The organism is Bacillus sp. FSL M8-0266, from assembly GCF_038613425.1.
GTDB classification, from domain to species: Bacteria; Bacillota; Bacilli; order Bacillales; family Bacillaceae; genus Bacillus; species Bacillus pumilus.
In genome coordinates, this window is sequence record NZ_CP152015.1 from 3,694,908 (window position 1) to 3,710,168 (window position 15,261).

Genomic DNA, 15,261 nt, shown 5'->3' on the forward strand with positions numbered 1-15,261 from the left:
ATTTCATACAATTTTACCACATTTCTATAGAAAGAATGTGATAGAAAAGGAAACATTTTTCATCGTTTACTTATTTCTTCCAATCGATATAGCAGCCGCAATATTTCGAGCGGTTCTCTCTACATGAATAGCCCCATCTCTCATCGCCTCAGAAAGAGAAGTTACACCTGGAACGATACTAAAAAGTGCATCAATGCCATGCTCATGTACGACAGCACTGTCTTTTGAGAGGGAGCCCGCGATAGCAATCACAGGCAGATGATACTGCTTTGCTGCTTTGGCTACACCGATTGGGGTTTTTCCATAAATGGTCTGCTGGTCAATTCGGCCTTCCCCAGTAATGACTAGGTCTGCCTCCTTGATGACATCATCAAACTGAACAGCTTTCAGCACAATATCAATTCCTCGCTGCAAATCGGCGTGTAAAAAGCCTAATAAACTCGCACCAAGTCCTCCTGCCGCTCCTGCCCCCGCTGCATCTTCAAAGGATACATTAAACTGCTTTTCTGCTATGTGAGCAAAATGAGCTAAATTCTTGTCTAACACTTGAACCATTTCTTCATTTGCACCTTTTTGAGGACCAAATATAGCAGACGCTCCTCTCTCACCCGTTAAAGGATTATCCACATCACAGGCTGCCTCCAGCCGAACGGATTGCAGTCTTGGGTCAAGTCCAGATAGATCAATAGAAGCTAATTGATGAAGGGTTCCACCGCCTGGCGACAGCTCCTGTCCTGCTTGATCAAGAAAAGCCGCACCTAATCCTTGCATCATCCCAACGCCACCATCATTTGTTGCACTTCCGCCAAGCCCAATGATGACATGCTTCGCTCCTTGATCTAGTGCCGCAAGCATTAATTCCCCAGTTCCTCTGGATGTCGTGAGTAACGGATTGCGTTTTTCTTGCGGAACAAGGTGTAACCCAGAGGCTGCGGCCATCTCTATAACGGCCGTCTCACCGTCTCCTAACATGCCAAAAAAGGCATCGACGGGTTCACCAAGCGGGCCTGTGACTACTTGATTGATCATGTACCCGCCCGTCGCATCAACGAGTGATTGAACAGTTCCCTCTCCTCCATCTGCCATGGGAAGTTTAATATATTCAGCGTCTGGCAAAATCGCATGAAATCCTCGTTCAATGGCACATGCTGTCTCATATGCAGATAAACTTTCTTTAAATGAATCTGGTGCAATCACAATTTTCATCCTAAAGCCCCTCGTTTCTTATCAAATGTCATCATCCAAACAACTGGAAAACGCCAAAAATAATGGTCGATACGACAGTTAATGTCAAACCAATTAATGATTCAAAAGGCATGAGTTTCAACCGCTCTTTGATGTCCATTTGAACACTTCCTGCTGTTGCATGGAAAAAGCTCCCGTGCGGCATATGATCAAGCACAGTTGCACCAGCATGAATCATGGCTGCTCCTGAAAGAGCCGATACACCAAGCCCAATGAGTGTACCGCTAAATACGCCACTCGCTACCGCCGTTCCTGCTGTTGTCGAAGCAGTGGCGGCTGACATAAAAATCCCTGAAGCTGGTGCAAGTAAATACGGAGGTAATTCCGAAGCATCGAGCGCTTGGATAAACACATCTTTTAAGGAAGAATTCGATACAATTCCTGCTAGTGTGCCTGTCCCTAATAACATAATTGCCACACCCGACATTTTATGAAGCCCCGACATCGCATAATCATTGAGAAACTTCCCTTTTTTCATGAAAAGAGCGCCTATAATGCCTCCGATCGGTAAGGCGATCATTGGGTCTATATTGATTTGAAAAAGCGGTCTTAAAGCCAACAATAAAATGGTAACAAGCGGACCCGCAAGTGCTTGAAAAAAAGCTGGCACTTCAACTTTGCTTAACGCGGTTTCCTCTTCAAGAACAGGTGTCCCTTTTTTTGCAAGCTTTTTAGCTAACACATATGTAACAGCCAATCCAAACACAGCCGGAATGACACCCGCAGCCATCATTGAAGTAAGCGGTACACCAAAAGCATCAGAAGCGGCAATGGCATTTGGATTCGGTGACATGATATTCCCTGCCTTCCCGCCTCCAATCATGGCGAGTAAAATCCCCGTTTTTGACAGCTTTGCCCGTTTCGCAATGGCAAGTGCGATAGGCGCTACCGTGATAACGGCTACATCTACAAAAACACCCACTGTTGTTAAAATCATGGTTGCCAGTGCAAGTGCTAATAACGCCCTCGCCTCTCCAAGCTTCTTCACGATCGCCTCGGCGATAGATAAAGCTGCACCCGACTCAATTAAAACGCCAGCCAGTACACCTGCCGCCATAATTCTGAGGACAGCTGGAATCATATCCTTAGCGCCTTCCATCATGACGTTGACGGTCTGAACAATATCTACACCGCCTACCAAGCCGCCTATGAAAGCACCTGCCAGCATGCCATATGCAGGTGATACTTTTTTTAGAATAAGAACAATCGCAACCACAAGTGCCGTCATGGCCCCTAGTGTACTTACTGTCACATCTCCACTCATCCTCGATCCCCCCAAAATGTCTTTCTTCAATTGTAAGCGTTTACTAATGGGAATCAGGTTGTGAATCTAGATGAACTTTTTTAATTTATCTCTTCAATTCATTGTGCATATGCACAATCAAGATAGTTGACTCATCAACTGCACCATATAAAGCTCCATCAACTGTTTCACATGACGGGGATCTTTTCCGGTCAAAGCTTGTATTTTATCTAAACGATATCGCAATGTATTCCGGTGAATAAATAACCGATCAACAATTCTTTGTAAATCACCGCCCTCTTCAATGTAAATTCTTAATGTGTGGGCAAGCTCAGCTTCTTGTGTTAATGGCTTGTAAAAGTCAACCCAACTACTGTTTTCTTCAACAGCTCCTGCAGTAATCAATAGCCTTTCCAGCTGATAAGATTCAAAAAAATAAATACTTTCCTCAGGATCAAGAGCCTTCCCCAACCTCAAGGAATCTCTTGCGTGCTCAAAGGACAATGACAGCTGGCTTATGTCGGCGGCGACAGTCCCTATCCCCACCAGCACCTGGCCTCCTACTGCTTTTTCCATTGTTCTTTGCAGCTGCCCAACCGCATGCTTTAAAAAATGATCAGAAATCGGCTGCCTTAAAAGAACCAATTCATGACGAAAGGTCATGCCAAGCAAATCATCCGCATTCTTATCGTATTGAATCGCATGAATCATTTTATGCACAGCGTCTTCTGAGGATGGAACTGGCTGAAAAACGATGGCCATTCGGTGCTTATCTAAATCCATTCCCAGCCATTCCGCTCGGTTCTTTAGCTGATGATCACCAACGTCCGAATCAGAAATTAACTGATTGACAATTTCACTCTCTATTCGCTGCCGCCACTGAACTCGTTCAAGCAGAAAAGACTGCTCTAACACCAGCTCAGCCGCCATTTTCACCAGCTCGGCATGATGCCGAATATCCTCTGGCTCACCAGTAATGCCAATCACACCAATTACTTGTTCACGAAAGCAAATGGGCAAATTGATTCCTGGTCTCACTCCTTCTAAGTGCAAGGACGCATCGTGGTCAATTTCCATACTGTTCCCGCTTGTTAGCACAAGTCGTGCACCATCATGTTTCTGACCAATCCTGTTTCGTTCACCAGAACCAATGATGACACCATCCGCATTCATCACATTGATATTTTTATCTAAAATACGCATCGTACGTTCAACCATTTCTTGTGCCAATTCAGTGGTTAAAAATTGCATTAGGCATCTCTCCTGAAGGTATTTTCATTCAATGTATCATAGTGTCATTGCACAATAAATGCAAAGTGTTTAAAAATGGGGCATTGACAAAGGTACATTGAAAAGTGTTTAATCAAATCAAGAGACCGACCGACAGTCTAGTCAAAAGAAAGGATGGCTTTATGAGAACCGTTAAACATCCTGAAGAACGTAAAAATGACATCTTAAACGCAGCCGAAGAGCTTTTTTCTACCAAAGGCTATCAGCAAACAACGATTATCGACATTCTGAAAGCTGTTGGCATTGCAAAAGGCACTTTTTATTATTACTTTTCATCCAAAGAAGAAGTGATGGATGCCATTATTGACAGGATCATCAAAGCAGATATCATCGTGGCAAAACGTATTGCGGCTGAGCCAGACCTTCCAGTCGTCGACAAACTATTTCGTATTATCATGGCGCAATCGCCTCAGCAAGGAAGCAATAAACAGGGCATGATTGAACAATTTCATCAGCCTTCTAATGCGGAGATGCACCAAAAAAGCTTAATCAAAGCGATTAAAGAACTATCACCCGTTTTAGCTGATGTCATTCAGCAAGGGGTGGGAGAAGGGACATTCAAAACAAAGTACCCGCAAGAAACGGTGGAATTCCTTCTTGCTTCTGCACAGGTCATATTTGATGAGGGCCTTTTTCAATGGACAGCCGAAGAGAGTATGCAGCGCGCGCTAGCTTTTATCGATATCCTCGAATCCTCATTACATGCAGAAAAGGGGAGCTTCTCCTTTCTTCTGAAACGTTTAACTGGAGAACTTGATGAACATAATCAGTGATTGGTCACTTCAATACCAATCCTGCATACATTATAGACTGACGGTCGGTCTAAAAGGAGAGTGATACCATGTCTTTATTATCCAAAAGAGGTTCATCCCACTTTATTTACCTCGTGCTCGGACAGATTATTTCTGTTTTTGGGTCTTCCTTAATTCGGTTTGTTCTATCTTTACACGTGCTGGATATGACTCAGCGTGTTGACTTATATGCCTTACTATTCGCTTTATCCAATGTACCGCTCCTTCTTTCCCCCTTAGCAGGCGCAATCGCTGACCGGTTTAACAGAAGGAATTTAATGATTTTATTTGATGTTCTCACCGGCATCATGATTCTGGCTTTTTATTTTTGGTTATTCTCAGGCAATGATTCACTCTTTATGATCGGAGCGGTCATGGTGCTTCTTGGTGTGATGAGTACGTTCTATGCTCCCGCTGTGATGTCCAGCATTCCACAGTTAGTAAAACAGGAACAATTAGAACAAGCAAACGGGATCGTCAATGGCGTGCAGGCACTTTCAGGTGTTCTCGCTCCTATTATCGGCGGGGTTCTGTACGGACTGATTGGAAGTCAATCCATTATAGGTGCAAGTGCCATCGTGTTTTTTCTATCAGCATGCATGCTTTTACGATTAAACATATCCTTCTCACCTAGCCCGCTTACAGAAACTATGGGCAAAGTGCTCGTAAAAGATATGAAACAGGGATTTTCCTATATTGGCAGTCAGCCATTTTTAAAAAGAGCCATGTTGCTTGCTGCAATGTTAAATTTCATCCTCACGCCATTTTTTATCGTAGGTGGTCCAATCATTTTAAGGGTCACAATGAAAAGTGGTGACATCATGTATGGTGTAGGCATGGGCTTGATTGAGTTCGCCGTCATCGCAGGAGCTCTGCTAGTTGGACTTGTAGCAAAGCATTGGCGCATCCCTACTTTATATCGCTGGCTGATCGTCATCGCAATCATCTTGCTACCTGTCGCATTCTCTACATCCAACACAGCTCTTCAATTTGGCACTTATCCAGCTTATTTTCTCTTTCTAGCAGGATGTCTTCCTATTGCTATGCTTCTTACAATGATCTCAATCGTTGTGATTTCACATGTTCAAAAGAAAACGCCAAATAGTCAATTAGGAAAAGTGATGGCAAATCTGACAATGGTTTCTCAATGTGCTGCCCCGCTTGGTCAAATGATGTATGGGTTCTTGTTCAATACGTTTTCAGCAAACATGTATGTGACAGTATTAATAGTCAGTACTTTCATGTTTGCCCTTGCCTACTTAACAAAAAATATGCTTCAACATGAAGGAGAATCAGCCTCATGAGACTGACGTTTATAAAGAAGGACTTAACCCGCCACCGTCTCATTTCCACCGGTTTAACCATATGCATTATGATGACATCATTTCTAGCAACAAGCGCCGCTCAAATGACAGTACAACTGAATGGTTCCATTTCTAATCTGCTCCATTCAGCCAAGGCACCAGACTTTGTCCAAATGCATGACGGCAGCCTAAAGGAAAAAGATATTGAGGCATTTTCAAGCAAGCAGTCCATGGTAAAAGCACATCAAATCGTCCCAATGATTCCAATTGAACATGCAAATATCAAGTTCGGAAACGAACCCGCCAAAGCAGGTGTGATGGATCATTTATTTGTGAAACAAAATCGTTATTTTGATTTTCTTTTAAATGAACAAAATGAAAAGCTCACTGTCAGTAAAGGTGAAGTGGCTGTCCCTATCTATTTTCAGCAAAGATATCATCTCAAAATAGGAGAAACGTTACTGATTGGAAAAGGGTCTAATCAATTCTCTTTCCGCATCAAAGCATTCTTGCGAGATGCACAAATGAACCCCAGTCTCGTTAGTTCGAAAAGATTCCTTCTTCATCACAAGGATTGGGACGCAATGAATCAAGTGTTTCATAAAAAGGAATATTTAATTGAATTTTTATTGCATGATGCCGCGCAGGCAGATGCCTTTCAAGCAATCTACCAGTCATCACAGCTTCCACAACAAGGTCCTGCTGTCACATTACCTTTGCTGCGTATGCTGAACGCATTGACAGATGGAATGGTGATCGCCATTCTGCTGCTTTCTTGTATGCTGCTCATCGGTATAGCCCTTCTCTCTCTCCACCTTGCTATGACGGCTTCTATAGAAGAGGACGAACGTGAAATTGGAATATTGAAGGTGCTTGGGATTCCTTTATCAAGAATCAAGCAATTATACGTTGGAAAGTATGCCTTGCTTGCTGGTATAGGGTGTATAGCAGGATATGGGTTAACGTTTATATTTGGTGATATGTTTACAGCCAATATTCAGCGATACATGGGGAATCAGCCTTCTTTCACTTCTTGGTTCATCCCGCTTTGTGTTTCTGTTGTGATGGCAATGATCATCATTTCTTTCAGCTATACTGTCCTAAGAAAGTTTGGTCGTGTATCAGCTGCTCAAGCACTTCAAGGCAGCGTCATTTCAACGAATGATAAAAAACAAATACCCTTGCATCTCAAAAAAAACAGGTTCATATCAGTCAATATTTGGCTTGGTTTAAAAGATCTGTTATCACGAAAGAAGTTGTACACAACGATTACTTGTATTATGGCCCTTTGTACATTTTTGATGCTGCTGCCTATTCAGCTATGGTACACCTTACAATCGCCGGATTTCATCACATATCTTGGCTCTGGTCAAAGTGACCTTCGAATTGATATACGACAAGGAAATCATCTAAAGGAAAATACTAATAAAATAGAATCAATGATTCGTGATGATCGAGACATTCAAGCATCAGCCATATATGAAACAACTTCTCTTCAGGCAAAATCAAAGGAGAATTCATTAGAAACACTCTATTTAGAAGCAGGTAATCTCTCAGCATTTCCTCTCACCTATTTACAAGGGAGACAGCCTTTAAAGAAGAAAGAAATTGCCTTATCAGTGCTCAGCTCAGATTCACTCCAAAAAAAGGTTGGAGAAAAAATTACTCTCGTAACAAACGGGCAGGAAATTCAAAAAACTGTGACTGGCATTTATCAGGATGTCACCAACGGCGGGAAAACAGCAAAAGCAATATCACAGCCATTTCCTCAAACAGCTCTTTGGAAAACCATTCAAATCCAACTAAACCAAGGAGTAGAAATTGCGGAGAAAAAGACAGTATTTGAAAAAGAGATATCTCCTGCAAAAGTGACAGATATGAAAGAATACGTTCATCAAACAATCGGCAGCACAGCATCTTTAGTAAAAGTCGTTGCATTTTTGTCTACATTAGCTGCTTTTGGAACCGCCAGTTTGATGTTATTCATGTTTCTGCACATGTTAAAAGCAAAAGATTCAAGCCGAAACCATTTATTACGAACGATTGGATTTTCTAAAAAAGATGTAACAGTACAATATATCACAAGTTTTATCGTCGTTATCTTTTTGGGCACATTTATTGGCACGATCGCTGTCCACTCGATTGGACCAGCTTTAATGAGTGTAGGTGGAGCATCCTTAGGGGCATCAAGCCTCCAGTGGCTGGCACCACAATGGGTGTCAATTGTGTACCCAATCACACTATTGATTATCAGCTTAGCTTTAACTGCTTCGTTATTGAAGACGTTATTTACTAGTCAAACTACACGTCATACACTTTCATAAGGAGATGTTTCACATGGAACACTTGATTGAAACAAAGCGATTGTCTTTGCAAATTGATTCTTTAAAAGGACAGAAACAAATCATTCTTAAAGATATCCATTTATCGATAAATCCTGGGGAATTTGTGACCATTATGGGACCTTCCGGATGCGGGAAAACCTCCTTGCTTTATCAGCTTAGCGGGATAGAATCAGCCTCAACAGGAGAGATCAAATATAAAGGCAGTTTATTATCAGAAATGACAGATAAACAGTTAACTGCTCTGCGTTTAACAGATATGGGATTTGTCTTTCAACACAGCCACTTACTAAAAAATCTTAATCTATTTGATAACATCATTGTTGCAGCTTACTTAACAAAGAAAAAGCCAAGAAAAGAAGTGAATGAGCGAGCTAGATATTTAATGGCGAAACTCGATATTGATCATTTAGCAGATAGATATTTGTCAGAAGTATCAGGAGGTCAGCTTCAACGAGTCTCTATCTGTCGAGCGCTTATGAATGAACCAGACATTCTTTTCGCTGATGAACCAACAGGTGCTCTTAACTCCAATACAACGAAGGAAGTGATGAATATATTTTCGAAAATCCATTCTGAAGGAGCGACACTACTGCTTGTCACACATGACCCAAAGGTTGCTCTTCGTTCTGAAAGAATCATGTTTATGAATGACGGAGAAATAACGGCTAGCTTACATTTAGGGAGATATGATGATGAGTCAACTGCCGAGAAACGGGAGACCAGATTAAATCAATGGCTTCAAGATTTAGGGTTTTAAGTTGGAATAAAACAGGCAGCCTTTCTGCCTGTTTTACTTTTCCTGGCACTCAAATGAATAATCCATAGACAAACTATTAGTCTCTAGTATGATTTTGCCGCCTACTTGTTGACAAGATTCTGTCAGCAATTCGATTTCTTTGCTATAAAAGTATCTCTTTGACATATACAGAGTCACTAAAACAAGTAACAGCGTCGCCATAATCACTGTGATTTGCCAATTTAAGATTTTAAATCTTTTTTTCATATCAACATCCTTTCCAACAGACTAATTTTTGTCTGCTTCTATCCGTGTCTATTCCAAATTTGATCTAGCATCATCATAACTGATTTTCTTTAATAGATCGACCTTCCAACTTACCCACCGATTAACTAAAATCTCTTTATTTGTAATATACCAGTGATATTTTTGATCATAATCATAAAACCCATTGTATATATTCCTTTTTTAGACGATTAAAAAAAGATTTTAATCATTTGTAAAAACATTCAATCACCATTACAATTTCGTACATCACATGACCATAGGTCCTTTTTATTACCTCTTGGCAATCACCTCACAGAAATGATTATATTCTTCCAAAAATTGTGATATCGTTTTTTAGTGAAACAGGTGAAAGGATCTTAAAGAGGTGAAATTTCATGGCTATCATTTCTGCTGAACAGGTGGGGAACCGTTTAAATGATTGGCGAATTGCGATTCGCAAACATGATGTACAAAGTGCTAACGCAATGTACACAGAATTAAAGCAATTGCTTCAAGAAATGGAAGAGAATCAGGAGGTATTGACTTATTATTCATTGCTAGAAGGCAAGTATAAACTCATGATATATGAACGAAGAGGTAAAAAACTGAATGAACAGACAGAGCTAGATTGCCCCTCTAAAACAAACGACTTAATTGAATACTATTTTTACCTATACAAAGCCCTTTACGCTTCATATAACAGAGACTATGCATCAGCCATTGGACTGTTTAAAATTGCCGAGAAAAAACTGCAAAACATTCCGGATGAAATAGAAGTAGCTGAATTCCATACGAAAATCGCAAACTTATATATGCTACTTCGTCAAAGCCTAATTTCTCTTCACTATATTCAGAATGCTATAGATATTTTCAAAAGTCATGAAGGATATGAAAGAAGACTAGCGACAGCCATTGTCATCGCCGCTGCTAATTATATGGATATTGGCGACTTCACAAGAGCAGAAAACTACTACAAAAAAGCATTACACATCGCTGACAATCTAAATGATCATTTTCTAACTTCACAACTTTTTCATAATATCAGTATTCTGTATGCCGAAGCTGGAGAATCGAAAAAATGTATCGATGCCCTAGAAAAGGCTCTAAGTGATGAACACTACCTCTCATCGTGCTATTTCCATCACACCATGTTTATGTTAGTCAAAGAGCTGCTCTCTATTGATGAAAGAACACAAGCTCTCTATTACTTCGAATTGGTCAACCAAAAACACGAATCAGAGAAATGCCCCATCTATACAGCAAAAATGAATTTGCTTTACCATCTATATTTTACTGAGGATATGTCTCAAAAAGCTCAAGCCTGTTTCGAGGAAATCAGCATTCTAAAAGAATTAAAGGATGCTGAAGGTGCCTGTGAATTAAGTGCACTAGCTGCAAAACACTTTGAAGATTTAGGTGCCATTCATAAAGCCTATCTCTTTTTGAAGGAAGCCTATCACATGAACCATCCTATATTTGAATGGAGGAATTCTAATGAAAAAAATGAGTTTATTGATCCTCGCTTTAACCATCGTTGTTTTCGGACAAACAGTGTCTTTCAATTCGTTAAATGAGACGAATCCTGGCACAACAGAACGACCTATCGGAACTTAATATAAAAATTGATCACAGCAAAGAACCACTTGCCTGATCACAAGGCAAGTGGTTCCACCATTATTTTAATTGCTGATAAGATATGAGGCGGTGTATATGTACCGCAAGATAAGTAAGCTCATCATTAGGAATGACGATACTATGCACCTGTTTTATATAATCTTTGATTTTAAAAGCAACATCCATCGCCTGAGGATACAAGTGTGCAATTTGTTCAAACAACTCATTTTCTTGATCCGACAGTAATTTATTTGCATAAAACCTCTCTACAAAGAACTTCACATGTGTAATGAACCGACTGTAATGAATATTCTCTTGGTCCATTTTCCTATTCAATGTATAGCGCACAAGATTGACAATGCTCCCGATCATTTTGGCATATTTCATGCTATCTTTTGAATCGGATTCTTCACCTAATGCATTGATTAAGTGAAAGGCGATATTGGCAGCTTCTTCTTTTGGTAATTGTATGCCCATTGTATCATTGACTAACTCAAGAGCGTACTTCCCTACTTCAAATTCTTCAGTATAGTAATTTTTGATTTCCCAGTACACGCGATTCGTAATATTAATATTCTTTTTATGTCGTTCAACAGCAAAATTCAAATGATCCATTAAGGTAAAATAAACACCTGTATTTAGATTTGAATTTAACCGTTTTTCTGCATATTGGACGATGCGCTGAGTTAAATCGATAAACTCTTGAGGCATTGAATCTAACAATTGAAGAAATTCTTTTGCTCTCATGTTATCGACTGACATAAAGACTTGATCCGCATTTTTCTCTTCTATCATTTGACCCGGTTTCTGTCCATAGCCAATCCCACGGCCAAACAAAACCATCTCCTGTTGGTTCTGATCTTCAGCCAGGACCACACTCGAGTTTAAAACTTTTTTGATTTTAAACATCGTCATCACCTGTTTTCATGATTGTGGTGTTCAATCAAGCGATTCACCATTTGTCTCAATGACTTTTTGGTACCAATAAAAAGAGTCTTTTCGAGATCGTTTTAATGTTCCGTTCCCATCATCATCTTGATCTACGTGAATGAAGCCATAGCGTTTTGACATTTGTGATGTACCTGCACTAATAATATCAATTGAGCCCCAGCTCGTATATCCAAAGAGATCGACGCCTTCTTCAATCGCTTCTCTCATCTGACGGAAATGCTCTTTAAAATAGTTAATCCGATAGTCGTCATGGATAGAGCCATCACTTTCAACTACATCCTTTGCACCCATTCCATTTTCGACAATGATAAGAGGTTTTTGATAGCGATCATACAGTTCGATTAAAGAAATTTTCAGACCAACCGGATCAATTTGCCAGCCCCAGTCAGTTGAAGGCAGATAAGGGTTTTTGACTCCACGAATCGTATTCCCTTCTGTCTGTTCTAACCCTTCTTGGGCGGATTCAGTTAAAGACATATAGTAGCTAAATGAGATGAAATCGACTGTATTTTCTTTTAGAATGTTGAGATCATCTGCTTCCATTTGAATATGAATATTTTTTCTCTCAAGCATCCGTGTAATCAGTGGTGGATATTCGCCAAACACCTGAACATCTGCATAGAAATAGTTTTCTAAGTTTTGTTTTAAGGCTTGTTCCACATCATTCGGATGACACGTATGCGGATACGTTGTCAATTTTGTCAGCATACACCCAACCTGGCTACCTGGGATAATACGATGGCAATCAGCTGTTACAAGAGCAGATGCAACAAATTGATGATGAAGCGCTTGATACACGGTCTCTTCTACTTTACCTTCTGGGCAACGATCGGGAATAATTCCTGCTGTAATAAATGAGTGGCGGTGAATACTATCAATTTCATTAAAGGTCAGCCAATATTTCACAGCATGTTGATAACGTTCGAAACAAACATTGGCGAACTTCACAAAGAGATCGACCACTTTTCTTTCCACCCAGCCGTTATATTTCACACTAAGGGCTAAAGGCATTTCATAATGAGAGAGTGTCACAATCGGTTCTATATTGAGTTTTTTCATTTCGGCAAATACACGATCATAAAATTGCAGCCCTTTTTCATTTGGTTCAGCTTCTTCTCCAGTAGGGAAGATCCGACTCCATGCAATAGAAATGCGAAGTGTTTTAAAGCCCATTTCAGCAAATAGAGCCAAATCCTCTTTATAGTGATGATAGAAATCAACACCTCTGCGTTTAGGGTACTTTTTATCGTCTGGATCTTTTATTGCACGATCTATATTTTCAGAAGTCACAGCAAGGTGTCCTTCATAATCTTCTACACTTAAATTGGAACGATACATTGCAATATCTGCAACTGATGGTCCCTTTCCATCTATATTCCAGGCGCCTTCTGCCTGGTTGGCGGCAATGGCGCCACCCCATAAAAACCCTTTTGGAAAACCTTTAATTGTTGTCATATATTTAGCCTCCTAATTGTGTGACCACCATCAATGTATCTTGACGATTGACCTCTTGTAATGGCTGTACCTTTATATCATATTGATCTGTATTTGTGATTACAGCAAGTGTAACTGGATCATAACCTGCTGCTATGATTTTTTCTACATCAAATTCAATCAGTAAATCTCCTGCTTGAACACGTTCTCCTGCCTGAACTTTTGGGTGAAAATTCTGTCCTTCCAATTGCACGGTATCAATGCCGATATGGAATAATACTTCAACGCCTTGGTCCGTTTTCATACCAAGTGCATGATTTGTTTCGAACAGCATGGTCACTTCACCATCTACTGGTGCATAAAGCGCTCCTTCTGAAGGGACAATCGCAATTCCGTCTCCCATGACCTTTGAAGAGAAAATATCATCTTTTACTTCAGATAGAGAGATCATTTGACCAATCACAGGACTTTTGAATGTTTCACCTGCTCCAATTTGTTCAGCAAATGCAGCTTGATCATTTGTCTTTTCTTCTTCTGTTTTATCCTTACCTAACACAAAAGCAGCAATGAAAGCGACAATAAAGGAAATGACTGCTCCAATGACAGCAAACATTAGATTTCGTGGGAGCTCATCTGATATAAACATCGACATACTTGCTAATCCAGGGCCAACAAGTACAAAGGCTTGTATACCAACTAATCCAATGAAGATCCCGCCAACAAACGAACCAATCATGACACTTCCAAGGACTCGCTTATTTTGAAGTGTCACACCATACAAAGCAGGCTCTGTGATACCAAAAAATGCTGAAATCCCTGCCGAAATGGCTGTTGATCTGAGTACCTTGTCTTTTGTGCGTAGTGCTACAGCGAAACACGCTCCACTTTCCGCAATATTATGTGCAAGTGATGCTGGCAAATAAAGTGCTTCTTTCCCAAGGGTTCCCATCGTTGTGACTGCATAAGGGACCATTGCTTTGTGCATACCTGATGCGACCATGAATGGGAGGACTGCTGCTAAAATCGCGACAGCTACCCAGCCTACTGTATTAAACATTGCAAGAATGATGGATGAAAAACCTTGTCCTGCTGTAAAACCAATCGGTCCTAATAGAAGTAATGTAACTGGTACAGTAATGACTAATGACATCATTGGAACAAAGAAAATCCGAATTGGTTTTGGTGAAAATCGTGTGAAGAATTTTTCCATTTGAGCGTAAAGCAATACAGAAAGGATTGCTGGGAACACTTGATACGCATAAGCTATATTTTTCACGTCGAATGACAGCAATTGCGCACCTTCAGTAAGCATAGCCGTCATGTTCGGAAGAAGAAGCGCACCGACTGCTGATAATGCGACCAGTGGGTTCACCTTTAGTTTATTCGCCGTCGTTACAGCGACTAGTAAAGGCAGGAAGTAAAGCGGTGCGTCCCCTACCATGTTCAATATTTGATAGGTTTGACCCTTTGCATCCATCCAGCCTAATAGAGAGAAAAGGAGAAGAAATGATTTTAAAATCCCTCCGCCTGCGATAGCTGGAACAAGCGGTTGGAAGACACCTACAATGAAATCTAACAGAACTGTGCCTATTTTTCTTTTTTCTTTTGGCTGATTGGATGGCACGTCTTGTCCAGGCGAGCTGCCGCCCATTAATTTTGTTACCTTTTGATACACTTCAATGACGTCATTCCCAATGACCACTTGGCATTGTCCTGACATTCTGACAGCTATGACACCTGGTGTTTTTTCTAGTGCTGGTACATCTGCTTTTTTCTGATCAATTAGTGTGAAGCGAAGTCTTGTTGAACAGTGCTCAAGGTGCGCAATGTTTTCTTTGCCACCTACATGCTGTAAAACGTCTTTGGCAACCTGTGTGTAATCCATTTTTTCTCCCCCTTTTCTCATACATGAGACCTATATTTCAGCAACAAAAAAAGGACCTAAAACGACAAATTAAAGAAATTCATCGTTTTTAGATCCTGCCTGCATGACCAGTCACATGTCTAATTTATCAATATTGGATTTGATTTTAGTATATAT

General features: G+C 40.4%; 11 protein-coding genes. 5 read left to right on the top strand and 6 right to left on the bottom strand.

Annotated features, from left to right (window positions below; genetic code table 11):
* Positions 1-66: 66 nt before the first annotated feature.
* The 3 genes from MKY83_RS19040 to MKY83_RS19050 form a co-directional block, all read right to left on the bottom strand.
* Entirely contained in the window at positions 67-1,206 is a 1,140-nt protein-coding gene (locus MKY83_RS19040; protein WP_065099198.1) for a glycerate kinase, read from the bottom strand.
* 31 nt (positions 1,207-1,237) lie between these two features.
* Complete coding sequence (locus MKY83_RS19045) at positions 1,238-2,509, bottom strand: GntP family permease (RefSeq protein WP_065099197.1); 1,272 nt, start codon at positions 2,507-2,509, stop codon at positions 1,238-1,240.
* Positions 2,510-2,626: 117 nt separating this feature from the next.
* Positions 2,627-3,739: a sugar diacid recognition domain-containing protein gene (locus MKY83_RS19050; RefSeq protein WP_065099196.1), complete on the bottom strand. Its 1,113-nt coding sequence runs from the start codon at positions 3,737-3,739 to the stop codon at positions 2,627-2,629.
* 161 nt (positions 3,740-3,900) lie between these two features.
* Between MKY83_RS19050 and MKY83_RS19055 the strand changes: the two genes are divergently transcribed.
* The 5 genes from MKY83_RS19055 to MKY83_RS19075 all read left to right on the top strand — a co-directional run bounded on the left by MKY83_RS19055 (position 3,901) and on the right by MKY83_RS19075 (position 10,795).
* Positions 3,901-4,551 (top strand): TetR/AcrR family transcriptional regulator, encoded by a 651-nt coding sequence (locus MKY83_RS19055; RefSeq protein ID WP_003215358.1) that lies wholly within the window; start codon positions 3,901-3,903, stop codon positions 4,549-4,551.
* Positions 4,552-4,619: 68 nt separating this feature from the next.
* Positions 4,620-5,873 (top strand): MFS transporter, encoded by a 1,254-nt coding sequence (locus MKY83_RS19060; protein ID WP_342487588.1) that lies wholly within the window; start codon positions 4,620-4,622, stop codon positions 5,871-5,873.
* A complete protein-coding gene (locus MKY83_RS19065; protein ID WP_342487590.1) occupies positions 5,870-8,197 on the top strand; it encodes an FtsX-like permease family protein in 2,328 nt (775 codons plus the stop codon). The genes MKY83_RS19060 and MKY83_RS19065 overlap by 4 nt, the downstream gene beginning before the upstream one ends.
* 13 nt (positions 8,198-8,210) lie before the next feature.
* Complete coding sequence (locus tag MKY83_RS19070) at positions 8,211-8,975, top strand: ABC transporter ATP-binding protein (protein ID WP_342487591.1); 765 nt, start codon at positions 8,211-8,213, stop codon at positions 8,973-8,975.
* A 641-nt stretch (positions 8,976-9,616) separates the two neighbouring features.
* Positions 9,617-10,795 carry a Rap family tetratricopeptide repeat protein gene (locus MKY83_RS19075; protein ID WP_342487593.1) on the top strand — a complete coding sequence of 393 codons (1,179 nt, stop codon included), beginning with the start codon at positions 9,617-9,619 and terminating at the stop codon, positions 10,793-10,795.
* Positions 10,796-10,895: 100 nt separating this feature from the next.
* On the opposite strand, the gene MKY83_RS19080 is transcribed toward MKY83_RS19075, so the two are convergent.
* Genes MKY83_RS19080 through MKY83_RS19090 form a run of 3 tightly spaced genes read right to left on the bottom strand, consistent with a single transcriptional unit; the run spans position 10,896 to position 15,105 of the window.
* A complete protein-coding gene (locus MKY83_RS19080) occupies positions 10,896-11,744 on the bottom strand; it encodes a PRD domain-containing protein (RefSeq protein ID WP_044139114.1) in 849 nt (282 codons plus the stop codon).
* A gap of 30 nt (positions 11,745-11,774) precedes the next feature.
* Complete coding sequence (locus MKY83_RS19085; protein ID WP_065099191.1) at positions 11,775-13,241, bottom strand: glycoside hydrolase family 1 protein; 1,467 nt, start codon at positions 13,239-13,241, stop codon at positions 11,775-11,777.
* 4 nt (positions 13,242-13,245) lie between these two features.
* Entirely contained in the window at positions 13,246-15,105 is a 1,860-nt protein-coding gene (locus MKY83_RS19090) for a beta-glucoside-specific PTS transporter subunit IIABC (protein WP_342487594.1), read from the bottom strand.
* Positions 15,106-15,261 lie beyond the last annotated feature (156 nt).